The following is a 25,824-nucleotide window of genomic DNA, read 5'->3' on the forward strand; positions in this document are numbered from 1 at the left end:
AAATAGGTTAATGGCTTGTAGTGTTGATGATATTAAAAAAGCGCACGGAAAACGAACTGAAGGGCGATTAAAAATTCAGGTGATTAAGTTACAAGGCGGTGTTCTTGCACCACTTGATGAGCTGGAATCAGAAGAATTGAAATCATTAAAAAATGGCGAGCAGTATGAAATTGAAATCATCCGTACACGCAATCCCGCTTTCCACCGTAAAGTTTTTGCATTTTTTAAGTTCTGTTTTAACCATTGGGCGGCAGATAAAACAGAATGGGAACACTTTGATGAACGCAAGCAATTTGACACCTTTCGCAAGCATCTAACGGTATTAGCTGGGTTTTACGAATCCACATACAACATCAAAGGAGATTTGCGGATTGAGGCGCAATCCTTGAGTTATGGAAATATGGAGCAAGCAGAGTTTGAAAGCTGTTACAAGGCGTTAATTAGTGCAGCAATCAAGCATATTTTTAACGATACAATCGATGAAAATACGTTAAATCAGTTGTATGAGTTCTTTTGGTAGGGGGATAGATGGACTGGATTATTTACTTTGCGCTGATGTTGATAGTGATGAGCTTACCTTTATTAGCACTTCTTTTGGGGCTAATTTCCCCATTTATTGCTAGATTTTTTAACTGGATATTAGTCATAAGCGCATTGGCATATTTTATTTTAATTGCAGTCGGTATTGGTTATGGCGTGATGAGTTTGGTGAGCTAAATGAAATTAAACGACGACGAGATTCTAGAGTTAAAAATTGTACTTTGGATTGCCGCGGTTTGGGTTATTTTTAATATGGTGTTTGGCTAATGAGTAATTTGAGAAAAGAAGCGAAAGGGAGAGAGTGTCAAGTGCGGTTGCCTGGTATTTGTAATCATAATCCTGAAACGACCGTATTAGCACATTATCGTATGGCAGGATTAAATGGAGTTGGTATGAAGCCCGATGATATTTTTGGTGCTTGGGCATGCTCATCTTGCCATGATGAATGTGACCGTAGAACTAGAAAAATGGATGCTGAATATGTCCGTCTAGCACATGCTGAAGGTGTGTTACGAACACAGCAAATTTTGCGCAAGGAGGGGAAGCTATGAGTGATTGGCTTGAAATCTGTCTGCCGTACCCACCGAGCGTGAATCATTATTGGAAGCACACAAGGCAAGGTAAGCATTACATATCAAAAGCAGGACGGGAGTTTAAACGTGTTGCTACTGAGGTTTGCTCACAGTTCGATCCATTTGAAAGTGCGGTTGAAATTAAGATGGAAATTTACTTTCCCGATAATCGTCCGCGCGACCTTGATAATTTGCCTAAAGGAATTTTTGATAGCTTAGTTGGCGCTGGCTTAATTAAAGATGATAACCGGAAAATTATTCGTAAATATTCGATTGAAGAGAAAGGCGTAGTAAGCAAAGGTAAGTCAATCATTAAAATTAGAGGCATTCATGCGTAAATTTAGCGAGTTATCAGAACTAACGATTGAACAAGAAGAATTTGTTGACCGTAATATGTATCAATGGGGTGCATGGGTGCGCAGAGGTAGACTTGATAAACCGCAATTAAATATTATTGCAAAATTAATGCAATCAGTCATTCCAGCTGAACCAAGCGAACCTATTTGTGATGATGAAACTGGGTTTGCAATTAGTCAAACCATTGAGATGTTTTTTAAAAAAAATGACCAACTCCTACACTTTATTGTATTTGCTTATTATGTAAATAAAAGAACAGTTAATTTTATAGCAAGACACATCCATGACAGAACCAAGGCTCAAGAAATGAAACCTTGTGTTGGTAAATCTAATATCAGAGTACCAAGCTTCAGAACCATCTATCGCGATGTGGAAAAAGAGATAAATTTCGCAAAAGTAATAATTTACGAACTGCTTGTAACTTGCTTTGTTATTCAACGAACAGGTGGACAAAATACAAAAAATATCAAAATTACATATTGACATATTTGGCAAACTGTCATATTATTTCAATGTATGGTGGTCGCAGTGTAAGTATTGAACACCTAATTGATTTTATAGCCCTGATTGGTTTTCCAGTCGGGGCTTTTTTGTTATCAAACTATAAGGGCGTAGTCTAATGGTAAGACGGCGGTCTCCAAAACCGCTAATTGAGGTTCGATTCCTTGCGCCTTTGCCATATCACAAGCTCACGTTAATGCGTGGGCTTTTTTATTGCCTAAAAAATTAGGGGGAAATATGCCAATTAAAGAGCCTGATGTATGGGCGTTAATATGGTCTTGGTTACAAATTAATTTGAGTTCAAGCTCTATTCAAAGCGCCCTGTGGGCATTATTTATTTCTATTTTAAGGCTTGGATTTATGCGCAAGAAACCAAGTTTCCGATATGTGTTCATTGATGCAGCTATGTGTGCATCTATTGCTGGAGTAGCAGTGCCCATCTGCACTCATATTTTTGGGCATAGTGAATACTCATCGTTTCTTGGCACGATGATTGGTTTTGTTGGTACTGAAAAAATTCGAGAGTTCTTATTTAAATTCATTAATCGGAGAATTGAAAAAGATGACAATGATGATTTCCGAAGTGACGTTCAATAAAATTTTCCCTCATGCAGTTAAGGGTGTTTATCAAGCTATTTCAGAACAAATAGAAAAAGCAGGTTGTGTAAATAAGATGCAACAAGCTATGTTCTTGGCACAGTGTGGGCATGAAAGTGGAGGATTCACAAGATTTAAAGAAAACTTAAATTATTCTTGGTCTGGGCTTTCTCAAACTTTTCGCAAATATTTTCCCGATCCACTTACAGCCAAGAGATATGAGCGTAAACCTGAGCTAATAGCTAATCGTGTTTATGCTAATCGTTTGGGTAATGGAGATGAGAAAAGTGGAGATGGTTGGAAGTATCGTGGTCGTGGACTGATTCAGATCACAGGTAAGGATAATTATGCCGCGTTTAGAAAATGGTTAGGTAGAGATATTGAGCCAGAAGATATAGCAAGTAATTTAGACTTATCAGTTAAAGCTGCTGTTTGGTATTGGAAACTCTGTGAATTAGCTGATCTTAATTCAGTAGAGAAAGTGACTCGAAGAATTAATGGTGGGCTAAATGGCATTGATGAGCGTTGCAAGCTATATCGAGCATTAATGGTAACTGATAATGAATAAGTACATTTACATAGCGTTAGGGGCTGTTGTAGTGGTTTTGTTTGGCGCATTGCGTTACCAATCAAGTGTTATAGATGAGTTGAACATAACCACAAAGCAACAAGCCCAAACCATCCAGCAACAAGAAGATGCGAAAAAGGCATTGACCATTGCGCTACAACAAGAGCGTGATGCGGTAATAGCACAACAGCAACGTAATGATGAAATAGAAAGGATAGCAACAGAAAATGCTGAATCAGTTAAAACAATCATTAAGACACAACCTTGTGCTCACACTCGTTTGCCTCAGTCTGCTCTTGACCGCTTGTACAAATAAGGTCACGACCAAGGCAGAATATATTTACCCACCTCAAGCCTACACTGCACCTTGTGTTAAAACAGCATTTACCGGTGAGACATACGGTGATGTAGTCATACAGCTTGTTAAGGTAACAGCAGAGCGAGATAAGTGTGCAAGCCAAGTAGATAATCTCAATAAGTGGATTAATCAAACCAAGACCGCCAATTAAAGTGCGGTCTTTTTTTATCAATAAAAACAACAGGAGCAATTATGCTAACAATTAAAATCATCCAGGACGGTGTAACGTCAATCACCGAGAGTAATAGCTTTGCATTTTATGATGAGACTTCTCGTGAGTACAAAGAGATGCTCAGACTGGCGGACAAACTAAAAGAGAGACCAACCGAACTTAACGGTATTTATTACACCCAGCCAATGTTCGCCGACCAAGAGTGCAAAGAGGTTATCCGCAAGGAGTCAATCTACTGCTCAGCTCGAAATAATCCAACAGATAAAATCATTGGTGTGATGATGGATTTTATACCAGATGACGAGTACGGCAATCAAGGCATTGAGAAAGAGATTGCATACAGATTAATTGGCACTGGTGATCATATCTACGTTACCAATGAGCAAGGTAAGACGGTTTTTAATATTTAAATCTTCAATAAAGGCGGCTGATAACAGTCGCTTTTGTTTTATATACGCTACATATCTCAGCTATACCCCTAAGGGGAACATCAAGTCTTTTGGGGTTATATCTAAGCTATGTGATGTTAAAACGAACACATCAATGAGAATTACACAGATAAATTCGAATTAAAAAGGTACTCCTGAGGGGGTACCCATTTCCACGGGGTTTCGGGCGCGCGGTTTTCGACAGTTTTTTGACATCTTAGGCATCATCATCTTTTCCCTTTTTTGGGCATTTTAACGGTCTCGGCTATGGATAATTTATACGACTTAAAACTCAATATAAATCAGATCGCCGAACTGGTCGGAATGCATCGGCAAACCGTGTCACAAAGGCTTGCAGGACTAACGCCAGCTATTGGCAGTAATTCCAAATTAAAGCTCTATGCACTATCTGATTTAATCAAAATCGGGCTTGCCGAAAAAATGACGGCGGATGTTGATAGCTTGTCGCCTGTTGAGAGACGAGCATTTTGGCAAGCGGAAAACGAAAGACTTAAATACGAGCGAGATACTGGCGAACTGGTACCATCATTTGAAGTTGCTCAAGAGATGGGCTTTTTGGCTAAAGCTGTTGTGCAGTCACTTGATACATTGCCAGATATTTTAGAGCGTGATTGTGCATTAACTCCAACACAATTAACTCGTGTAATACAGGTGATTGATGACGTTAAATCGCAAATGTCATTACATATACAGGCTGGCGATAATAAATCAGAGGAGTAACCATGTTTGCATCAGCTAAAGATATTAGGCGAGATATTGCAAATCTACTTAAACCGCCTCGCCGAATGAAAGTATCTGAAGCCGTAGCGGAATATATGCGCGTGCCTGTTGGTGGTGGTAATTCAGTTAAATGGGATAAAGATACTGCTGCATATATGTTAGATCCGATGGACTGCCTAAACTCTCGTGAATATGACGCAGTAATTTTTGTTGGGCCAGCTCGTACAGGTAAAACAATTGGATTGATTGATGGTTGGATTACTTATGCGATTATTTGCGATCCGTCTGATTTTTTACTTGTGCAGTTAACACAAGAAAAAGCAAGCGAACACAGCCGAAAGCGTTTAGACCGCACTTTTAGATGCTCGCCTGAGATTGCAAAAAGATTAAGCCCACGTAAAAACGATAACAATGTCCACGATAAATATTTTAGGGCCGGTAATTTATTAAAGATTGGTTGGCCGTCAATTAACGTATTGTCATCATCCGATTACAAATACGTTGCATTAACAGATTACGACCGCTGGCCCGATGATGTGGACGGCGAGGGTGATGGATTTAGTTTAGCGTCCAAACGGACGACTACATTTATGAGTGCCGGTATGACACTTGTAGAGAGTTCGCCAGGTAAGGATATTGTTGATATAAAACATCATCCCAAAACGACTCACGAGGCACCGCCAACAACAGGTATTTTATCTCTATATAACCGTGGCGATAGACGCAGATTCTATTGGCAATGTCCACATTGCAAAGAATGGTTTGAGCCATCAATGGCAAATATGGTGGGTTATCGAGATGATACCGACTATGTTAAGGCAAGCGAAAATGCTCGATTGCAATGTCCTCATTGTCAATCTCTCGTAGAGCCTGACAAGAAACGCGCATTAAATATCGGTGGCAAGTGGTTAAAAGAGGGGCAAACGATAGATAAAGATGGTGTAATCCATGGCGAGGGAAGAAATTCTCGTATTGCATCATTTTGGCTAGAAGGCCCTGCCGCCGCTTATCAAACATGGGCGCAATTAACTTATAAATTACTCACTGCTGAACATGAATTTGAAATGACTGGCAGTGAAGAAACTCTAAAGGCAGTAACAAATACAGACTGGGGATTGCCTTATTTACCACGCTCCGCACTTGAGCAACGCCGAAGTGATGAATTAATGGAGCGGCGCGAAGAAACCGAAAAAAGAACGGTACCTTATGGGTGCCGTTTTTTATTGGCTGCAGTTGATGTACAGGGTGGGCGGAATCGCCGTTTTGTCGTCCAAATTGTGGGATATGGCGAAAACAGCGAACGGTGGCTCATTGATAGATACAACATTAAATCATCAATGCGGAGCAATTCCGATGGAGAAAGCCTCCCGATTGATCCGTCCGGCTACCCTGAGGATTGGGATTTACTCATTAGTGATGTGCTTAATAAGCAATATCGTATTGAGGGATTAGACGGCGGATTCATGCCAATTCTTGCAATGGCTGTGGATAGCGGCGGTGAGGATGGTGTAACGGATAACGCCTATAAGTTTTGGCGCAGATGTAAGCGTGATGGCATATCAAAACGAGTGTATCTCGTCAAAGGTGATAGCACCAAACGACAGAAACTGATTTCTCGCACCTATCCTGATAATACCTCACGGTCAGATCGTCATGCTAAAGCACGCGGTGATGTGCCTTTGTATTTACTCCAAACAGATCAACTCAAAGATCGCATTAGTAATGCACTAAGCCGTGAGACTATCGGGGCTAACTATATCCATTTTCCGTCGTGGCTTGGCGAATGGTTTTTTGATGAGCTGACTTATGAGGAGCGCGGACAAGACGGCAAATGGCGCAAACCAGGTAAGGGCAACAATGAGGCGTTTGACTTATTTTGCTATGCCCATGCGATCGCTATTTTGCGTGGTTATGAGCGTATTAAGTGGGGCGATGAGGACAATGTCCCATACTGGGCGAAATTGCCAAGCGTAAACTCTAACGTGATCCGTAGAGAATTATCCGCACCGGAAGAAGAAACTGAAAGTGCGGTAGAAATTGAACAAGTAAAACCGCAACCGAAACCCAAAACAAAAAGTAATTGGCTAAACGGTGGCGTAAGCAAGAAAAAAGGTGGGTGGCTGTGATTTACGAAAGAGACGAACTCGAAGAAAAAATCCGAGCCCTTGACGAGAAGATTGAAAACGCCCAAAGCCAAGTTAGCTTTAATGGGCGATCGGTATCTTACCAAGTGTCCGAATGGACAAAACAGCGTGACCGCTATCAACAAATGCTTAATGAGTTATTAGCGGAAACAAGACAGCGCGTTAAACGTCACAGAATCAAGTATGCGAGATTTTAAACGATGGGAATATTAGATAAAACAATTGCCGCAATCTCGCCTAAATGGGGCGCACAGCGAGCAAAAAGCCGATATGTGATGAATGCATACGAGGCAGCAATGCCAAGCCGTACACATAAGGCAAAACGCGAAAGCCAAGGCGCGAATGTATCGACCAAACAAAGTGCGGTTAGTTTGCGAGAACAGGCTCGGGCATTAGATCAAAATCACGATATTGTGATCGGGATTTTGGACAAAATGGAAGAGCGAGTTATCGGCTCAAGAGGTATCCATATTGAGCCACAGCCGCTAAATTTAAGTGGCGATGTTGATGAGGATTTGGCGGAACAAATCCGCAAAAAATGGGCGGAATGGTCTGTGCGTCCAGAGGTCACTGGACAATTTACTCGACCAGAATTAGAGCGAATGCTTTTGCGTACCTGGTTACGAGATGGTGAGGTATTTATCCAGCTCGTGCGTGGTAGTGTGGCTGGACTAAATCATAGCACAGACATTGCATTTAGCCTTGAGGCATTAGAGCCTGATTTTGTGCCGATGAATACCCTTGATACGGCAAATGTAATCCAAGGGATAGAGATTAATGCTTGGCGCCGTCCTGTGTCTTACCGCGTTTACATGGATAATCCACAGGAAAACAACCGCACTTACGGACGAGTTAAAACAGTGCCGGCGGAAAATATGTTGCACCTTGCGTTTAAAAAGCGGCTACACCAGTTGCGTGGCGTATCAATGTTGCATGGCGTAATCGTCCGACTTGCCGATCTCAAAGACTACGAGGAGAGCGAGCGTGTGGCCGCACGAATTGCCGCTGCCTTTACGATGTACATCAAAAAAGGTGATGCCGCTACCTATGGGGATAATGAGGATTACAGCGCAGACAGTCCGGAGCGAGATTTTGAGATTGCTCCTGGTGCGATTATTGATGATTTAAAACCCGGTGAGGACATCGGATTAATCAACTCAAACCGCCCAAACGTTAACCTTGAAACCTTTAGAAATGGTCAATTAAGGGCAACAGCGGCTGGTACTCGCTCAAGTTACTCAAGTATTGCCCGTGACTATAACGGCACTTACTCAAGCCAACGCCAAGAGTTGGTGGAGAGCTTTGAGGGCTACTCCGTTTTACAAGATACCTTTGTTGCTCACATCTCACGCCCTATTTACCGCGAATGGCTAAAAATGGCGATTGTCAGCGGCGAAATTGAGGTGCCAGTCGATATTGATCCGGCGTCACTTTATAACGCTGTTTATAGTGGACCAGTTATGCCATGGATTGATCCAACTAAAGAGGCGCAAGCCTGGAAAGAGCGTATTAAAGGTGGATTGGCAACCGAAAGCCAAGCAGTACGAGCAAGCGGTAGCAACCCAGCAGAAGTTAAACGTAGACGTAGAGTTGAGGTTGAGGAAAACCGCAAATTTGGTCTCAAGTTTGACACAGATTTAACTAACACAGGTACGACAAATGAAAAAGCAAAAAATGATTCTGTCACCGGTGGCGATGGCAACGAGCGCGACAAAGACGAATAACCAGTCTTGGTACTCAATCAAAGCCAAAGCCAACGATACGGCAGAAATCTCAATTTACGATGAGATCGGATTTTGGGGCGTGTCTGCGGCCAGTTTTGCGCAGGATTTAAAAGACTGCGGAAACAACATTAAGCAGATCAACCTACACATCCACTCACCAGGTGGTGATGTTTTTGATGGGATCGCGATTTACAACTTGCTAAAAAATCATCCAGCCAATGTGACAGTTTACATTGACGGATTGGCAGCAAGTATGGCGAGCGTTATTGCGATGGCGGGTAATGAGGTCATCATGCCCGAAAACGCAATGATGATGATCCACAAACCTTGGGGTATCCAAGGCGGTGATGCTGAGGATATGCGCAAGTATGCCGACCTATTAGATAAGGTCGAAAATACGCTAATCCCAGCCTATGCAAACAAAACAGGAAAAACACCTGAAGAATTAGCAGAAATGCTATCGGCGGAAACTTGGCTCAACGGTAAAGAATGCGTTGAACAAGGATTTGCCGACAAACTAGCCGAACCACTTGTGGCGATGGCGTCTATTAAATCACGAAAATTAGAGGACTTTGAAAATATGCCAAAAGCAATGAAAGACATGTTGTTTAAGCCACAAGGCAACGCTAATGCATCTGCACCACAAGCAACAGCAACCCCTGCACAACCAGCACCAACAGAACCGGTAAATCAAGCGCCAACAGCTCCAGTAGATAACACCGCACAAGTGCAAGCCGAATTAAATAAACGCAACGCTGACATTAAAGCGGTATTTGCACCGTTTGGTACTACGCACAATGATTTGTTAGTGGAGTGTTTAGGTGATTTATCAATTACCGCAGATCAAGCCAAAGATAAATTATTAGCAAAACTTGGTGCAGGTACCACCCCAAGCGCAACCGCAACGCCTTATGCAGGTAACGGCAACATCGTTGGTGACAGCGTGAAACAATCTTTGTTAGCTCGTGCGGGTATCGACAAAGACAAAGCAAATGCCAAAGACAATGCCTACAACGCAATGACCTTGCGTGAGCTTGCTCGTGCGTCATTGGTCGATCGTGGCATTAGCGTTTCAGGTCAAAATGCAATGAGCATGGTTGGCTTGGCATTTACCCACTCAAGCTCTGACTTTGGTCAAATCTTAATTGATGTGGCGCACAAATCCTTGCTCAAAGGCTGGGAAACCGCAGCGGAAAACTTTGATCAGTTTACCTCTCGCGGCACATTAACCGACTTCCGCGCGGCTAAACGTGTTGGCTTGGGTGATTTTGGCTACTTACCGCAAGTCGGTGAGGGTGAGGAATACACCTACGGCACAATCGGCGATGAGGGCGCTAGCGTTGCATTAGCGACTTACGGACAATTATTTAGCATTACTCGTCAAGCAATCATCAATGACGATATGCACTTGTTGACAAAAATCCCTGAAAAAATGGGACAAGCTGCACGTGCAACAATCGCTAAATTAGTGTTTGCGTTATTAACCGGTAACGCGATTGCACAAGACGGCAAAAAATTATTTGATGCCTCGCACAAAAACTCATTTGATAATGCCGCATTAGATGTAGCCAATATTGATAAAGCAATTCAAATGATGAATGGCTTTGTAAATACTCGTGGTGAGCCATTAGCAATTGAGCCTGATTTTATGTTGTTACCAACCTCACTTTATACTCGTGCTAAACAAGTTCTAGGTTCAGCAAGTGTGGAGGGGGCTGATATCAATTCTGGCATTATCAATCCAATCCGAGACATTGTGCCGACAGTTAAATCTGCACGTTTACAAGTCGCCGATCCAAAATCTTGGTACTTAATCAACAAAGAGGCGATTGAAGTTTCTTATCTTGACGGCATTGATACGCCATACATGGAGCAACAACAAGGTTTCACTGTTGATGGTGTATCTACCAAGGTGCGCATTGATGCAGGTGTTAACGTGATTGATTACCGTGGTATTGTAAAAGTTACAAACAAGTAATTTAAACACTATTAAATTGCGACCGCACTTTATGTGCGGTTTTTTATTACCTAAAAAAAGGATTAATTAAGTATGGCTAAAAATTACCTACAAGACGGAAACACCGTTCGTTTTACCGCTACTGCTGCTGTAAAAAGCGGTGATGTAGTAATGTTAGAAAACCTTGCTGCAATCTCAGTATCTGATGTTGCACAAAATGAAACAGGCGTTGGCTTAACTACAGGTGTGTTTACGGTGAAAGCAAAAGCGGAGGATGACATTAAACAAGGTGCAATTGTTTACTGGTCAGCAACCGACGGTGCAACCATTACCGCTGGTAGTAACAAGCGTTTAGGTATTGCTTGGCATGCTAGCGGCGCATCGATGGGCACTGTAGATGTCAAGATCAACGCTTAGTCCGTTTGATGATGCGCTCGCACAGGCGGATAAAGTCATATCAGATGTGATGATGTCCGTCTATGTTATCAACGGCAAAAAATACAAAGCTGTGCTTGATGAAAGCCCAAAACTAATGAGTGGCAATTACACCGATGATTACTTAATTAATGGCACGACGCGTACTCTCACTCTTTTTAAAGCATCAGGATATAAGCCAAAACTTGGAGATATCATTACTTCTTCAACAGAGGAATATGTTGTGCGAGGGTTTAGCTTTGAAGACAAGAAGATCGTACTGCAATTGGAGTAAATATGGCGGTGAAAATTGAAGGGATGGCAGCATTACAAGCTAATATCCGAAAACTGGCTAATCAAGTCGCGCCTAAAGCGGCAGCAAAAGCGATTAATAAGGTAGCGAGAAGTGCAATCAAAAATGGAACAAAAAATGTATCCAAAGAGATTCATGTGCCAGCTAAATTAATCCGCAAGCGAGCTCAATTATCCCAAAAAGCAACATCGAATCGACCAGTTGCAAAAATACGAGTTGATAGAAGAAATTTACCGTTAATTCGATTATTGGAAAACCCTAGACGAACCATGCGAGCGAGTAAAGGGCAAATCAGAATAGGCAAATATCAAATACAACGCGGTTTCATTCAAACTCTAGCAAATGGTCGTAAACACGTTATGCAGCGACAAGGTAAAGAGCGGTATTCAATTGATGTTGTTAAGATTCCGTTATCTAGACCATTAACAACGGCTTTCCATAATGAGTTAAAAGATTATTCAAGTCAGATCAAAGTCGAACTGACAAGAGAGTTGAGTGACATTTTTAAAAAATAGAGGATTAAATGCTAATTCATAAGAAGATTCGACATCAAGTGTCGGATATGCTCAAAAGCAGTATAAAGGGTGTTGAGAATATTTATTCTGGGCGCCCTTTATTTATTGATATTGACCAAGAAAAAACAGCTATCGCAGTGTTTCTTGATGAGATTTCGTGCGAAGAGGTAGATCTCTGTCATCACGAATATACCGCAGCCTTAAACATCGCAATTTATCTGAAAACTGCATCGGGTGACGACGCATTAGATGATATTGCAGACAAAATCAAAGAGCGATTAAGCGTAGCTATATCTAATGATGAATTATCGGAAAATATTTCTGAAATGACTCTTATTAGCTACGAATACGAGCAAGATACGACGAATCGCACTTGGTTCGTTTCTAACCTTAAATATCAAATTAAGTATGAGGACTAGATATGCCTACACAAACTACACCTTTTCAAGGCACTAAATTTTATTTAGGCACTGGTCTAACCGAAGGCAAAGCAGTCACAGCCGTAACGGTTAAGCCTAATGCAACCATTACATCAGCAGGGCATGGTGCCAAAGTAGGGGATTTTATTAAGTTAACTGGTTTAGGTGCGCTTGATGGATATTATCCTGTAAAAGCCGTTACCAACGACTTAATTACACTTGCAGATGAAGTTGATTGGACAAGCCAAGATGCGCCGGCCAGTTACGCAGCAGCTAAAGTGGCTACCGTGAAATGGTCATCTAATTTCTGTGCGATTAAACAGATTGAGGGTGATGGCGACACATTAGGCGAAGAAGATATTACAACAATGTGTTCTGAAGGTACTGAAACAGAAGCGGGTGAGATTGAGTATGGCTCAATTAAATTAACATTCTTCTATGCACCAGGTACCGCAATGCAAACTGACTTGCGCAAGAAGTTTTATGCGAAAGAAACATTCCCTTGGATGATGATTTTGAAAAATGGTCAAGGTTCTCTTTACGGTACAGGATTTATCCAAACCTCACCTAATTTTAGCGGTGAAGTCAAAGGCAAATTTGAATCGGGCGTGACGATTAAAAAATCAAAACGCGATTATTTATTGCCGGTTTCCGCATAGAAAAAAGTGCAGTGAAATTTGACCGCACTTAAAAAAAACAAACCCGAAGAGTTAGCGCTCCTCGGGTTTTTCATTCCAATTAAACCATACTTAAAAGGAATAAACTTCATTGGAAATTATAACTAACTTTCTTCCTTTATTCAAGGAGCAAGCTATGCAATATGGATTATGGGAAACGACCTTAGCTTATTTAGTGTTAGGCGTATGTTTCATCATCGCTTGGCGACTCCCAAATATTATTAATTCAATTAAAAACAAAGGTGATAAATAATGAATCTACGTGAAAAACTCCTAGCAAATCATCCTAAAATTACCCCAATCATTATTAATGGAGTGACTTTTTATATACGTGAAATTACCGTTGGTGAAATGAATCGTGTGCTTTATGGGCAACAACAAGAATTGGTACGCATTGCAGAGAGTCAGGGTATTGAATTGAACTTCAATGATGAAAAACACCTTACTGAGCAACTTGCTAAAATTTATGATCCGAATCGATTAACGCGTACGCTTGCTATGCGGTTGTGCGATCAAGATGGTAAAAATCTTTTTGATGTGGATAACCCTGATGATTTAGCCGCACTTTCCAAATTAGACAAGGTTGTATTTGAGCAATTAACGCAAGCTATTGTGGAAGATGAACCAAAAAACTCTCTAGCCGAAGAAAGTTCCAAATAAACCTCTCACTTTCTCTCGGCAAAACACTTGAAGAAATTGAGCAAATGCCAGAGCATCATCTCCAAGAATACGAAATGTTTTATCAGGAACAGCCTTTTGGATTATGGCGAGAGGACTATCGGACTGCACAAGTTTCACATTTGCTTGCTATGATAAATCGAGACCCTAAATCTAAGGCTCCAGAATTATCTGATTTTATGCCGTTTTATCAAGAAAAAATGGATGATGAAGATGATGACGGGGTGGCTGATTATTTAGCAAATCGTTAAATTATCTATTGCCCCTGCATTTTATATAGATTAAAATCTATATAAATAATAAGAAAGGTAATAGCTGTATGAAACAAGAATGGGAAGTAATTTTACAAGACCCACTTTTGAACTGGTTAAAAACGCTGGCAGAAGATGACGTATTAAAAATCTATGCGGCGTTGGAATTATTATCAACAGAAGGTCCACAATTAAGCAGACCTTATGCGGATACGCTGCAAGGCTCTAAATATACCAATTTAAAAGAATTGCGAGTACAGTCTAAATTATCGGTATTCCGTTTATTTTATATTTTTGACCCTGTCAGACAAGCGATTGTTTTATGTGGCGGAGATAAAAAAGGCAAGAAAGAAAAACTCTTTTACAAAGAGATGATTGCCCTAGCGGAACAAACCTATGATGATTACCTTTCTGAATTAACTAAGGAGCAAGAAAATGAGCGTGAAATTTAAAGATCTGATGAATAATCTTCCAGCTGAAAAGCAAGAGAAAGTGAAAGCTATGGCAGACGATATGCGAATGGAGTTACAACTTTACCGTATTCGTGAAGAATTAGAGCTTTCACAAAAGCAAATGGCAGAAGCATTAAGTATTTCTCAGCCGTCAGTTGTTGCCCTTGAAAAACGTGGAAATGACATTAAATTATCATCAGTTAAACGTTACATTGAAGCAATGGGTGGCGTGTTAAATTTATCGGTTGAATTACCCACAGGAAAAACAGTTACTTTCAACTTATAGAAGGTGGTAAGTATGTTGCGTGATTTCATTCAATTTACAGCAAAATGCTTTTTTATACTGCTTATTGCATTAGGGACGTTATTCCTTTTATTTGCCGTTGATTTTACTTATATTCTCGCTTTTTTGGGTGTATATGTTGCTATTTTCGCAACTTGTCTTGTTGTTGCTATTATTAAAGAAAATAACCGTATTAATAAACTAAGGATAGCTGAACAAGATAAGAATCGTGTGAAATATGTTATTATTAATTAAATTATAAGTTTCTAAAAGCTCGCCTCTGGCGGGCTTTTTTTATGAGGTGAATATGTCAAGTTTAGGTTCGTTAAATATTCTTTTGAGTTTAGACTCAATTCAGTTTAATCAGGCGCTTGATAAATCATCCTATCAAACGCAAAAGTTCGCAAAACAATTTGAATTGAATTTTACAAAAGCTCAGGCCAAAGCAAAACAATTCTCAGAGCGTACAACTCAATATTTGAATAACATAGAGAAAGCGGCAAATACAATTAATAAAACGACAAGCCGTACTTTTTGGGCTGGCATTGTAAGTTCGGGCGGTTCCTATTTATCATCTGGTATTTCTGATGTGATTAAATACGCGGATAGTTATACTGAATTACAAAACCGTATTCGCTTAGTAACAAATAGCCAAACAGCTATGGTGGCTGCGACAGAATCGGTGTTTGATATTTCTTTGAAAACCAATCAAGCTGTAGGTGCTACTGCACAAATCTATCAACGCTTTGCACAAAATGCAGATAGATTGAATTTATCTCAATTACAAGTCTCAGAATTAACTGAGACTGTTGCAAAATCTGTTGCAATCTCAGGTGCTAGTGCAGGTGCAGCAGAAGCAGCATTAATGCAATTTGGGCAAGCATTAGGAAGTGCGGAATTACGCGGTGATGAGCTTAATTCTGTGATTGAGCAAACTCCAGGACTTGCTGACGCAATAGCTAAAGGGCTTGGCGTAACAACTGGTGAGCTGAAAAACTTAGCTAAAGCAGGGCAATTGGATATTCACACTGTTATCCAGGCTTTAGTAAAAGCACGAGATACAGTAGATAATGACTTTAATAAACGCGTTAAAACGCTTTCAATGTCTTTTACAAATTTAGAGACATCGATAACTAAGTTTTCAGGTGAAGCAAATAGTGCGTTAGGTGTTACACAAAAACTAGCTACTGGGGTCGATTTTGTTAGCGATCATCTCCAAGAATTAATTATTGGTCTTGGATCGCTGACAGCTGCACTTGCTATCGGTCATCTTAGTAAATACGGCTTGGAACTATTAAAAACGGGTTATGCTAGTGCAAAAAATGCTCTAGCTCATATTGCAGAGGCAAAAGCCATAGCAACAAAAGCTACTGCAATGCGTACAGCGGCTCAGGTTGAAATGGCAAGCTTAAACGCACAATTTCAACTTGCGCAATCGGAACAAACACGCTTTGCATTGCGTGAAAGAATGAAAGTGCAGTCAGCGCAAATTATTGCACTTGCACAAGCTGAAGCTACTGCAAAACGAAATCTTGCCACGGCAACTAACATTGCTGCGATGGCGGCAAAAGGTTTGCAAAGTGTAATGGCTTTACTTGGTGGGCCTGCTGGCGTAATTGGAATAGCCGCTACATCATTAATTTTCTTTAGCTCGCAAGCTGCACAAGCAAGACAGTGGGCACTTGATACTACAACTGCAAACCAAGGATTAGCAGAAAGTTATAATGAGTTAAGCGAAGCTGCATTATCCTTAAAAGTAGAAAAGCAACTCGAAGATATTGAGAAATATTACAAGGAAATCGAAAAAGTTAAAGCCACTATCGCTACAAAAAACGTTAGTGCTAATTTTGATGGTTTTCAAGTTGATAATGGTATTAATAGTAAAGAGTTGGATCACTTACAAAACGAAATCAAGTCTATCGAAGAGAATGCAAGTTTAGCAGAAAAAGCCCTCGTAAAAATGCTTGCTCCTCTAGCTGAAAACATGTTGCGTTCAGGTAAAAGTCTTGATGATGTCCGACAAAAATTCAAATTACTTGGTGTTGATGCAGTAACTGCGAATAATATTATCGCAACTTTACCAAAAAGTTTCTCTGGAGCAGCAAACGGTGCAAAGAACGCCACAGATAAAACTTTGGATTTAAAAGATGCAATTGATAAATTAAATGGTAAATCAACAACGCTTGCTCAAAAATTAGAAGTCGCGAAGTTAAAACAACAAGGGCAAGCAAAATCTGCATATGTTTTAGCAGGCCTCTATGAATTGCTTGGGAAAGAGGGTGCTGAATATAATGAAGTATTGATTGGCATTGCGACAGGCACCATTACCGCAGCTAATGCGGCAGATAAAGCTGTTGGTTTATCAGTTGAAACACTAAATAAGATCATAGCCGGAAAAGCAACATTAGAAAAAATGTTTTCCGATGAAACCAAAGTGACAACAATTGAAACACAAATCAAAGAAAGTCACAAAAAATCGGGTGAAAATGCTCGTGATAGTTGGCTTAATTTCTACGATGAAATTCGCAAGAAAAACAGTTCTAGTCTAGGTGAAATTGAATTAGAACAAGTGCGAATGTTGCAACGATTGGAAGAACACAATAAAAAAGGTGTGGTGTCGTATCAAGAATATGAAACTGCAAAAACGGCTATTGCAGAACGCTTTGCTCGCCAACGTTTAGAGCTTGCTGGCAAATATGCGCCAGAAAAGTTGTTGAAAGCTAATCTTGATGATGAACTAAAATCTATTCAAGAATTATACGAGAAAGGGCAGATCAACCAAAGTGAAGCGGCGAAAGCCTCGAATCGAGTGCAGTTTGACTATGCGCAACAGATGTCACAAAGTGCGGTCGATCCATTGGCACAATTACGCGCACTTTATGACCCACAACAAGAGTTAATTAATCAACAAACGCAAGAGCTTGCTCAGCTCCAAGCATTTAACGATCAAAAGTTAATCACGGAAGAAGAATTCCAACAACGCAAACAGCAAATCATTGAAAAATACAGAAATAACCAGTTTCAAGAGCAAATGGGGCTTTATGCTACTGGATTAAATGATCTTGGTAATGCGTTTGGAACTTTAACATCAGTCGTTGAACAATCAGCCGGCAAGCAATCCGCAGCTTATAAAGCAATGTTTGCAGTGTCAAAAGCATTTGCTATTGCAGAAGCTACGGTGAAGTTATCTCAAGCGGTCGCACAAGCACTTGCAGATCCAACCGCTCTTACGCCAGCACAGAAATTCGCTAATATGGCAGCAGTGGCAAGTGCGGGTGTTAATTTAGTGTCTCAAATTACCAGTGTTGGTTTTGCTACAGGCGGTTATACAGGTGATGGTGGAAAATATACACCAGCTGGTATTGTACATAAGGGCGAATACGTCATAACAAAAGAAGCCACAGCTCGTTTGGGCCGTGGCTTTTTAGATCATCTTAATTACGGTTCTGTGCGTCGTGGTTTTGCTAATGGTGGTGGAGTCGGCGTACCAAGATTGCCAACTATGGGTTATCAACCTAAATCATCAGGGAATATAGCGGTTAAGGTGATTAATAACGGTGAACCGATGGATGCAACGGTAAGCCAACAATCAAGAAATGGACAGCTTGAAATTACAGTAGAATTAATGCGAAAAATTGCACAGCAAGAATCAGGCAAGATGCTACAAGAGAATATGCGTTATGGAGGTATGCTTGGATGATGGAAACATTTAAATGGTGTGTTAGACCTAATTATAGTGTAGATAACGAGCCAAATATTAGTGAAGTAGTGTTTGGCGATGGTTATACACAGCGCAGATTGAATGGTATCAATGCTTTGCTTAAAACTTATTCTGTTGTCATTAAGGTGCGAAATAAAAGCGCTCCCGATGTTTTATCATTTTTCGAGCGCCATCAAGGGATCAAACCTTTTTACTTTATCGATCCTTTAACAAAACAACTTAAAAAAGTGATTTGTAAAAAGTGGCCTGCAAAGGTAGATCAATCTTATACCGAAATCACCTGTGATTTTAAAGAGGAGCCATAATGCCAGCCTTAATTAGTAACGCATTTAAACTCGACCTAGCCAAACTTGAACAAAATGCCCTCATTGAATTGTTTGAAGTGGATTTACGAGGATTGAAAGATAATGACGGCATGAATGGCGAGCTGTATCGCTTTTATGCTGGCACCAATGAAAAATCTCAATCTATCGTATGGCAAGGCAAAACATTTGAGCCATTTGCCGTAAAAGCTGATGGTTTTGAAATGTCAGGTAATGGCCCAAGTAATCGACCAACTCTCACGCTGGGAAATATTAATGGATTTATTACCGCACTTTGCAACCGCTTTGATCAGTGCTTGGGCGGAATTGTCAGACGCAGATTAGTCTATATGCACTACCTTGATGCGGTTAATTTCGCAAACGGCAACAAAAAGGCAGATCCAACGCAAGAGGCATTAAGTTACTTTGTGATTGAGCAATTATCCTCATTAAATCGAGATATTGCTCAGTTTACACTAGCTTTGCCATCCGAGACCGACAACGCATTAATTGGTGCAAGAATGATTACTACCACTTGTAGTTGGTTATATCGTAGCGTTGAGTGTGGCTATACTGGCAGAGCGGTTGCGGATGAAAAAGACCAACCGACAAACGACCGCAAGAAAGACAAGTGTAGCGGATTAGTCACAGGGTGCGCGTTACGAAATAACGTGGTTAATTTTGGTGGATTCCCAAGCGTTGATAAATTGGGGTAAGTATGAACGAAGAATTAAAAAAATCCATACTGAAAATAGCAAAAGAACTGGAGCCACGCGAAATGTGTGGCTTTGTTATTTTTGCTGGTTGTGAACTTGAATTTATTAACTGTGAGAATATCGCAGACGACCCGGAAAACTTTTTCGAGGTTTCGCCTGATGATTTTCTTTCCGCTGGCATGAAAGGGAATATTGTCGCTCTCGTCCATTCGCACCCCGGCGGTGAACCTGTATTGTCTCCCGCTGATTTTCAGATGCAACAAAATACGGAACTGGATTGGTGGCTTGTGTGTGATGGGGTGATTCATGTTTTCCCGTGGGTGCCGCCTTTACTTGGGCGCGAATTTATTCACGGGCAAACGGATTGCTACACGTTATTCCGCGATTTTTATCGGTTGTCTGGCAAAGAGTTTCCTAATTTTGAACGTGATGATTACTGGTGGGAAGATGGGTTTAATCTCTACCTAGATAACATGGCAAAACACGGTTTTGAGCAAGTAAAAGAGCCACAAATAGGCGATGTTATTTTAATCAACATCGGGGCTGATGTACCCAATCACGCGGCAATTTATGTGGGCAATCAAATGGTACTTCATCATGCGCCAAAACGATTATCTAAGCGTGATTTGTATGATGGTTATTGGTTTAAACACACTCATAGTATTTGGAGATACAACGCATGGTCAACGTTAGATTTTACGGTAGCCTTAAACAGTTTGGATCTGAATTTAGGCTAGATTGCCAAACTACGGCAGAGATAGTCCAAGCCTTAACGAGCCAAATTCCTAAATTGCGCCAATTCATTCAGCAAGGATTGTTTACCGTGCGAGTAGGGCGAGACTACTTGGATAATCGCTATCTTGAGCAAGGGCTGAGCCACAAACTAAAAGATGATGCAACAGTGCATTTTACACCTGTTTTAAAAGGCTCAAAACGTGGCGGATTATTTGGCGTAATTGCCGGTGTCGCAATTATTGCTGGGGCAATAGCTTTAGGGCCCCTTGGATTTGGTCTGCTTAGCACCAATGCCGCTTGGATAGTGGGTTCTGTTGGCGCATCTCTATTATTGGGTGGTGTTGCTCAAATGCTTACAAAAATGCCAGAAATGAAACTGGGTACTGAAAAAGAAAAGAAACAATCTACGGCATTTTCGAACCTGTCGAATATGACAGCACAGGGAAAACCTATGCCATTGGCGTACGGGAGAATGAGAGTAGGCTCTCTCATCATATCTCAGGGTGTAGAAACGATGGATACTGAAATTTAAGGAGTTTTCAATGGGTAAAGGTCGTGGCGGCGGTGGTCATACTCCATTCGAGGCAAAAGAGAGCGGAAGAAGTAAGCAACTTGTCAAAATTGTTGAAGCAATCTCTGAGGGCGAGGTTTACGGTTTAGCTGATGGAATGAAGTCCATCTATTTTGACAAAACGCCAGTACAAAACAAAGACGGCTCTTATAATTTCAAAAATGTGCAGGTAGAGGGGCGTGTAGGCGGTCAAGTACAGGATTTAATGGCTGGGTTTAACACCTCCGAAAAAGAAGTAGGTGTTGGCACCCTAGTTAAGAAAAATCTACCGCTTACAAGAACAGTAACTGATGCAAAAGTATCTCGATTACGCTTGACTATCGGTGTCCAATCGCTTTTTAAACAAGAAGATAATGGCGACACAAACGGAACAACGGTAAACTTTATCATTACCATTGGCTCAAGAACTTACCCTGTGTCAATTAGTGGCAAGTATAGCTCTCAGTATTTGCAACATCATACTTTTGATAATCTGCCTAGCGTGCCATTTATCGTGAAAGTCGAGAGAACTACAGATGATAGCACAACACAGCGCCTACAAAATAATACCATTTGGTCGAGCTACACAGAGATTATTGATACTGAGTTTGCTTATCCAAACACAGCTTTGATGGGGGTTAAATTTGACTCAGAGTATTTTAGCAACATCCCTACTCGTACCTATGACCTACTTGGCTTAAAAGTAAAAGTACCAAGCAACTATGACACTCGTACTCGTCAATATACAGGTATGTGGGATGGTACATTTAAAATTGACTGGACAGATAATCCAGCTTGGGTGCTCTATGATGTGGTGACTAATAAGCGCTATGGCTTGGGTGGAAGACTTGGTGAGTTTGGCGCGGATAAATGGGCGTTATATCAAGTCGCCCAATATTGTGACCAATTAGTGCCAGATGGATTTGGTGGGCAAGAGCCAAGATTTACCTGTAATGTTTGGTTGACAGAACAACGCTCTGCTTATCAAGTTATTAATGATATTTGCTCAATTTTCAGAGCAATGCCAGTTTGGAATGGTCAGCAGCTCACAGTTGTCATGGATAGACCTGCAGATCCAGTCTGGACTTATACAAATGCCAACGTGGATGAAAGTGGTTTTAGTTATACATTTTCGGCTCGAAAATCCCGCCATAATGCAATCCAAGTTGAATACGCGGATAAAGAGAATAGCTATGAAAAGGCTATTGAGTATGTCTCTGATGACGAATCTATCCGTAAAAATGGATTAAACGTTAAGAAAATCACGGCTTTTGGCTGTACATCAAGAGGGCAAGCGCACCGTACAGCTCTATGGTTGTTGCAAACTGAAAAATTAGAAACTAAAACCGTTACCTTTACTGTTGGCGCAGAAGGGCTAATGCATATCCCTGGTGACATTATCAAAGTCGCTGATACGCACTATGCTGGCACTAATATTGGCGGTCGAGTTTTAGCAGTTAATGGCAAAACCGTAACATTAGATCGTGAAATTACCCTTAGCGGCAATAGTTATCTTAGCTATATCAATGCTAACGCTAAGCATCAAAATATTAAGATTATCTCAGTCAATGGCACAGAGGTAACACTCGATCAACCGCCAGTAGGCTTAGAGCTATACGGTGTATGGTCTTTGACTACTCAACAAGTAACAAGCCAATTATTTAAGGCGTTATTTGTAAAAGAGGAGGATAAAGGCAAGTACACCATTATGGCGTTACAACACGAGCCACAAAAAGAGGCTATTGTTGATAATGGCGCCAAGTTTGAGCCAGTAGGAACGACCGTACTTACTACACCGCAAATTAGTAACATTGGTGTGGCAGTAAATGCAGATGGTAGCGTATCAGTTGACAGTAGCGTGACTGGCGGTAATGGCATCGTAAAATACGACATCCGCATTTATAAAGGCGGTGTGCTATATGACGTGCGATTAGGGCAACAATCTCACAATCTTAATATAGACGGTCTCGAAAACGGAGATTATAGCGTCCTTATCCAAGTTAAAAATGAGAATGGACAGTTATTGAGTGAAAAAACTCAGACTTTTACCATCAATAAACCGCCAGCACCAACAGGCGTAAGAACAACTGGTGGTCTGGGTAATATCACGCTTGAGTGGGATTGGGTTGATGATGCGACGGCAACAGAAATTTTTACCAGTGAAACAGATGACATTAAAATAGCCAAACGTTTGACGAAAGTCACAGCAAGAATGTACACGCACGAAGTTGGCGCAAAACAGGTTAGATATTACTGGTTGCGACATGCTCGTGGTGTGAATGTTGGCCCATTTAATCAGCAATCAGGGATTAAAGGCGAAAGTGCGGTAGATATTGATGCCGAATTAGAGGTGCTGAATAAAAAACTATCTAAGAACATTGTAAATGAGGTAATTGATACTGCTTTACCTGCTCGTAACCTTGAAATGATTAAGACTGTAACAGGTTTAAATGTAAATAAATTTCTTGGTTACAAGCAAGTGCATAATACCGCCGACGGAAGACTATACACTTGGAACGGTAGTCAATACACATCTAAAATACAAGCATCTGAAATAGATGGAAAATTAAATCAAAATCAACTTGATAATGAGCTAATTACCCAACTCAATACAGCAAAAGATTCTGCGACTCAAGCCGTAACACAATCTCAAGAGGCTAAACGTAAAGTAGCAGAGCTGTCATCTGAATTTAATAATATTAACTTTGATGTAGGCGCTCGTAACTACCTACTTCGTTCAGCGGAGGGTGGCTCGTCGTGGGGCGTATCATCTGAGGCCAAAGAAAACTGGCGTGGTAAAAAACTAACGCTATCAGTGTATCTTAATGCAAAAGGTATTGTACGAGGTGGACGAAATCGTGTCGGATTATCTATGTTTTTGTATTACATGGATAATACGTTTACCTGGGTAGAGTGTTGGTTAACTAATCATCAAGGCGATTATAGCGGTAGATTAAAATCAACAATTCAGTTGCTCGATAAGCCGATTAAAAATATTTCAAACTGCTCATTTAAAGTTGAGGTTGGTGGGGGAACTTGTGTTGCAACTAATCCTAAATTAGAGATTGGTAATGTTGCAACCGACTGGAGTCCAGCTCCCGAAGATTTGACGACTGTTATCCAGTTTGATGACATTAAAAGATCGCTTACTAACGAATCTAACGCAAGGGTAGCTTTGGAAAACTCAGCTAACTCTCGTATTGGCAATGCTGAGGCGACAATTAATCAATTGGGCGGAACCAAAGCCAATAAAGATGAAGTGGCAACTATTGCTGCACAAGCGTTAAGGTCTCAATGGCAATCTGACGCTAAAGCTAAGGTGGACGAGGTTAGTCGAGCTATATCATCAGAGACTAATGCTCGCACTGAGTGGCAGCGCTCTGCAGAGTCTAAGATTAATCGTGTAGATGGATTTTCGGCTCGCATTGACGAAATAAATCGGACTGTGACCGATATATCGGGTAAAGTATCGGCAACTCGCACTATTAAAACTCAGGCTATTGCTGGAGGCAGGACTGCTATTGCTGGCATTGCACTTGGGGCGGCTAATTCAGGTAAGGATGTCGAGAGTTCAGTTATTGTGATGGCTGACAAATTCTCCGTTGTAAAAAATGCTCAAGATAACTCACCAAAGCCAATATTGTCTGTAGTAAATAATCAGGTAGCAATTAATGGTGATTTACTGGCTAATGGTGGGATTACAGCTGAGAAGATGGCGGCTAACTCTGTTAGTACAGCGGCTTTACAGGCTGGAGCTGTCAGGGCTAATCATTTAGCGGCAGGCGAAGTTACAGCGGATAAGTTAGCAATTGGGTTAGGTGGGAATTTGCTCTATAACCCAATTTTCGCAAACGTGCAGGATAATGGATTGCCACATGGTTGCTTTTCATGGATGAGTTCAAATGGTAAAAATTTTAGAGCAAGCTCAAAACAGGCTAATGATGCTTGGGGTTTGACATCATACCTGCAAAACGAAAACCAGTTGATATTCAGTATTGATGGCGATTTATCGGCACAGGCGACTGTTGCAATGGAATCTGTGGCTGTTAATAGTGGCGGTTGGTATATGTTATCTGCCTACATTGGTGTACATAGAGCTAGCTCAAAACTAACGGCTAGATGTCTCTACAAAGATGGGGGCTATAAGGATTTTGATACAGGTGTTATCAACGGTTACTCTTTTAATGGCGGTTTAACAGGCTATACAAAGAGGGCATCTGTTAAGTTTAAAGTCCCAGATAATGCAGTTAAAGTAATACCAATATTCTGGATTATTTCAAATAGCAATGAGACAAATAAACATCTTCGAGTTGCCCGTCCAATGCTTGAAGAGTGTACAGAATACACAACTCAACCAAGTCCTTGGCAAAATGCAGGTGTAACCTCAATACATGGTGGCTCTATCATAACCAGAACAATCACTACCGAGCTATTAGCGGCTAATAGTGTTACCACTAATGAGATTGCAACTGGGGCGGTGATGGCTAAACACGTTGCGGCTAACAGTATTGGTGCAAACCACGTTGCCACACGGTCGCTTACTGCCGATAAATTAAACGTAACTAGTCTATCAGCAATTAGTGCAGATCTTGGTGATATTACAGGCGGATCGATTAATATTAACAATCGGTTCAAGGTGAGTAACCAGGGGCAAGTCGAGATGAGGGCTAATCAAGGCAATGTAGGGCTTGTGATGAACAATGAAAACATCATTGTTTATGACACTAGTGGGAGACCGAGACTAAAAATAGGAAAACTAAGATGATCTATTTAATTCTTGTTTTAATTATCGCCACGGTTATTGCCGTGGCTTTCTTTTATCGAAAAAAGAAAAAATCAAAAGGCGGTGACAGAATGTATGGGATTGAAGTATATGAAAACGGTCAAACGTTCGATCTTGCGAGTAAAACTGTTTTACTAGTAGATAAATTCACAATTCCTTACGGACAAAATGGCAGTAAGTCTTATGAAGATAATATTTTAACTGCGGTCTATACTGTATCAGGCGGTTATACATTTGGTAACGATAGCTTGCTACCAAAATTCCGCATTGAAGGTAAAGTACTGCACTGGGAGTGGGTACACTGCCGAAATAAACCATACGGCAATAATATAACCGTTCTTGTAATGGGGTGATTT

General features: G+C 40.9%; 32 protein-coding genes and 1 tRNA gene. All 33 read left to right on the forward strand.

The features are described 5' to 3' along the window. Positions 1-10: 10 nt before the first annotated feature. The 33 genes from KP710_RS08110 (at position 11) to KP710_RS08270 (ending at position 25,821) form a co-directional block, all read left to right on the forward strand. Positions 11-520: a DUF1367 family protein gene (locus KP710_RS08110; RefSeq protein WP_215771079.1), complete on the forward strand. Its 510-nt coding sequence runs from the start codon at positions 11-13 to the stop codon at positions 518-520. A gap of 8 nt (positions 521-528) precedes the next feature. Further along, positions 529-717: a hypothetical protein gene (locus KP710_RS08115; protein ID WP_140527763.1), complete on the forward strand. Its 189-nt coding sequence runs from the start codon at positions 529-531 to the stop codon at positions 715-717. A gap of 89 nt (positions 718-806) precedes the next feature. Beyond that, positions 807-1,091, forward strand: a complete 285-nt coding sequence (locus tag KP710_RS08120) for a DUF1364 domain-containing protein (RefSeq protein WP_046950508.1) — start codon at positions 807-809, stop codon at positions 1,089-1,091. Further along, positions 1,088-1,450, forward strand: a complete 363-nt coding sequence (locus KP710_RS08125) for a RusA family crossover junction endodeoxyribonuclease (protein WP_115180836.1) — start codon at positions 1,088-1,090, stop codon at positions 1,448-1,450. Before KP710_RS08120 ends, KP710_RS08125 begins: the two co-directional genes overlap by 4 nt. After that, a complete protein-coding gene (locus KP710_RS08130; protein ID WP_215771080.1) occupies positions 1,443-1,952 on the forward strand; it encodes an antiterminator Q family protein in 510 nt (169 codons plus the stop codon). The genes KP710_RS08125 and KP710_RS08130 overlap by 8 nt, the downstream gene beginning before the upstream one ends. A 122-nt stretch (positions 1,953-2,074) precedes the next feature. Next, positions 2,075-2,148, forward strand: a tRNA-Trp gene (locus KP710_RS08135). A gap of 59 nt (positions 2,149-2,207) precedes the next feature. Continuing rightward, positions 2,208-2,567, forward strand: a complete 360-nt coding sequence (locus KP710_RS08140) for a phage holin, lambda family (RefSeq protein WP_032827954.1) — start codon at positions 2,208-2,210, stop codon at positions 2,565-2,567. Then, entirely contained in the window at positions 2,533-3,135 is a 603-nt protein-coding gene (locus KP710_RS08145) for a glycoside hydrolase family 19 protein (RefSeq protein ID WP_215771081.1), read from the forward strand. Before KP710_RS08140 ends, KP710_RS08145 begins: the two co-directional genes overlap by 35 nt. Beyond that, positions 3,128-3,451 carry a DUF2570 family protein gene (locus tag KP710_RS08150; protein ID WP_215771082.1) on the forward strand — a complete coding sequence of 108 codons (324 nt, stop codon included), beginning with the start codon at positions 3,128-3,130 and terminating at the stop codon, positions 3,449-3,451. The genes KP710_RS08145 and KP710_RS08150 overlap by 8 nt, the downstream gene beginning before the upstream one ends. Beyond that, positions 3,363-3,644, forward strand: a complete 282-nt coding sequence (gene lysC / locus KP710_RS08155) for an Rz1-like lysis system protein LysC (protein WP_032827955.1) — start codon at positions 3,363-3,365, stop codon at positions 3,642-3,644. The genes KP710_RS08150 and lysC overlap by 89 nt, the downstream gene beginning before the upstream one ends. A gap of 41 nt (positions 3,645-3,685) precedes the next feature. Then, entirely contained in the window at positions 3,686-4,075 is a 390-nt protein-coding gene (locus tag KP710_RS08160) for a hypothetical protein (protein WP_215771083.1), read from the forward strand. Between the two features lie 285 nt (positions 4,076-4,360). Further along, entirely contained in the window at positions 4,361-4,834 is a 474-nt protein-coding gene (locus KP710_RS08165; protein WP_042599555.1) for a DUF1441 family protein, read from the forward strand. Positions 4,835-4,836: 2 nt separating this feature from the next. Then, positions 4,837-6,960, forward strand: a complete 2,124-nt coding sequence (locus KP710_RS08170) for a phage terminase large subunit family protein (RefSeq protein WP_215771084.1) — start codon at positions 4,837-4,839, stop codon at positions 6,958-6,960. Continuing rightward, a complete protein-coding gene (locus KP710_RS08175) occupies positions 6,957-7,175 on the forward strand; it encodes a hypothetical protein (RefSeq protein WP_140527755.1) in 219 nt (72 codons plus the stop codon). The genes KP710_RS08170 and KP710_RS08175 overlap by 4 nt, the downstream gene beginning before the upstream one ends. A gap of 3 nt (positions 7,176-7,178) precedes the next feature. Continuing rightward, a complete protein-coding gene (locus KP710_RS08180; RefSeq protein WP_215771085.1) occupies positions 7,179-8,702 on the forward strand; it encodes a phage portal protein in 1,524 nt (507 codons plus the stop codon). Continuing rightward, positions 8,638-10,680 carry a ClpP-like prohead protease/major capsid protein fusion protein gene (locus KP710_RS08185; protein WP_215771086.1) on the forward strand — a complete coding sequence of 681 codons (2,043 nt, stop codon included), beginning with the start codon at positions 8,638-8,640 and terminating at the stop codon, positions 10,678-10,680. Before KP710_RS08180 ends, KP710_RS08185 begins: the two co-directional genes overlap by 65 nt. Before the next feature lie 72 nt (positions 10,681-10,752). Continuing rightward, the gene (locus KP710_RS08190) at positions 10,753-11,076 is read left to right on the forward strand and encodes a DUF2190 family protein (RefSeq protein ID WP_215771087.1); all 324 of its coding nucleotides are present in this window, start codon (positions 10,753-10,755) and stop codon (positions 11,074-11,076) included. After that, a complete protein-coding gene (locus tag KP710_RS08195; RefSeq protein ID WP_049383296.1) occupies positions 11,057-11,368 on the forward strand; it encodes a hypothetical protein in 312 nt (103 codons plus the stop codon). Before KP710_RS08190 ends, KP710_RS08195 begins: the two co-directional genes overlap by 20 nt. A 2-nt stretch (positions 11,369-11,370) precedes the next feature. Continuing rightward, positions 11,371-11,901, forward strand: a complete 531-nt coding sequence (locus KP710_RS08200; RefSeq protein ID WP_215771088.1) for a phage tail protein — start codon at positions 11,371-11,373, stop codon at positions 11,899-11,901. Positions 11,902-11,948: 47 nt separating this feature from the next. Further along, the gene (gene gpU / locus KP710_RS08205; protein ID WP_252346394.1) at positions 11,949-12,320 is read left to right on the forward strand and encodes a phage tail terminator protein; all 372 of its coding nucleotides are present in this window, start codon (positions 11,949-11,951) and stop codon (positions 12,318-12,320) included. Between the two features lie 2 nt (positions 12,321-12,322). Further along, positions 12,323-12,979: a hypothetical protein gene (locus KP710_RS08210; RefSeq protein WP_215771090.1), complete on the forward strand. Its 657-nt coding sequence runs from the start codon at positions 12,323-12,325 to the stop codon at positions 12,977-12,979. A gap of 270 nt (positions 12,980-13,249) precedes the next feature. Further along, positions 13,250-13,657, forward strand: coding sequence for a hypothetical protein (locus KP710_RS08215; protein ID WP_118841978.1), 408 nt, complete (start codon positions 13,250-13,252; stop codon positions 13,655-13,657). A 44-nt stretch (positions 13,658-13,701) separates the two neighbouring features. Beyond that, complete coding sequence (locus KP710_RS08220) at positions 13,702-13,926, forward strand: phage tail assembly protein T (protein WP_118809166.1); 225 nt, start codon at positions 13,702-13,704, stop codon at positions 13,924-13,926. A 68-nt stretch (positions 13,927-13,994) separates the two neighbouring features. Continuing rightward, positions 13,995-14,378, forward strand: a complete 384-nt coding sequence (locus tag KP710_RS08225) for a type II toxin-antitoxin system RelE/ParE family toxin (protein WP_118809165.1) — start codon at positions 13,995-13,997, stop codon at positions 14,376-14,378. After that, positions 14,362-14,664, forward strand: coding sequence for a helix-turn-helix domain-containing protein (locus KP710_RS08230; protein ID WP_048953019.1), 303 nt, complete (start codon positions 14,362-14,364; stop codon positions 14,662-14,664). The genes KP710_RS08225 and KP710_RS08230 overlap by 17 nt, the downstream gene beginning before the upstream one ends. Before the next feature lie 12 nt (positions 14,665-14,676). After that, positions 14,677-14,916, forward strand: a complete 240-nt coding sequence (locus tag KP710_RS08235) for a hypothetical protein (RefSeq protein WP_215771091.1) — start codon at positions 14,677-14,679, stop codon at positions 14,914-14,916. A 52-nt stretch (positions 14,917-14,968) separates the two neighbouring features. Further along, on the forward strand, positions 14,969-18,361 hold the full coding sequence (locus KP710_RS08240; RefSeq protein ID WP_215771100.1) for a tape measure protein: 3,393 nt from the start codon (positions 14,969-14,971) through the stop codon (positions 18,359-18,361). Then, on the forward strand, positions 18,358-18,687 hold the full coding sequence (locus KP710_RS08245; RefSeq protein WP_232013302.1) for a phage tail protein: 330 nt from the start codon (positions 18,358-18,360) through the stop codon (positions 18,685-18,687). The genes KP710_RS08240 and KP710_RS08245 overlap by 4 nt, the downstream gene beginning before the upstream one ends. After that, positions 18,687-19,400, forward strand: coding sequence for a phage minor tail protein L (locus KP710_RS08250; RefSeq protein ID WP_215771092.1), 714 nt, complete (start codon positions 18,687-18,689; stop codon positions 19,398-19,400). Before KP710_RS08245 ends, KP710_RS08250 begins: the two co-directional genes overlap by 1 nt. 2 nt (positions 19,401-19,402) lie before the next feature. Then, the gene (locus KP710_RS08255; protein ID WP_215771093.1) at positions 19,403-20,137 is read left to right on the forward strand and encodes a C40 family peptidase; all 735 of its coding nucleotides are present in this window, start codon (positions 19,403-19,405) and stop codon (positions 20,135-20,137) included. Beyond that, positions 20,080-20,667, forward strand: coding sequence for a tail assembly protein (locus KP710_RS08260; RefSeq protein ID WP_215771094.1), 588 nt, complete (start codon positions 20,080-20,082; stop codon positions 20,665-20,667). The genes KP710_RS08255 and KP710_RS08260 overlap by 58 nt, the downstream gene beginning before the upstream one ends. A gap of 10 nt (positions 20,668-20,677) precedes the next feature. Continuing rightward, the gene (locus KP710_RS08265) at positions 20,678-25,450 is read left to right on the forward strand and encodes a TipJ family phage tail tip protein (RefSeq protein WP_215771095.1); all 4,773 of its coding nucleotides are present in this window, start codon (positions 20,678-20,680) and stop codon (positions 25,448-25,450) included. Beyond that, positions 25,447-25,821, forward strand: a complete 375-nt coding sequence (locus KP710_RS08270; RefSeq protein ID WP_048953027.1) for a hypothetical protein — start codon at positions 25,447-25,449, stop codon at positions 25,819-25,821. The genes KP710_RS08265 and KP710_RS08270 overlap by 4 nt, the downstream gene beginning before the upstream one ends. Positions 25,822-25,824 lie beyond the last annotated feature (3 nt).

The organism is Haemophilus sp. SZY H35, assembly GCF_018829705.1.
GTDB lineage: Bacteria > Pseudomonadota > Gammaproteobacteria > Enterobacterales > Pasteurellaceae > Haemophilus > Haemophilus haemolyticus_K.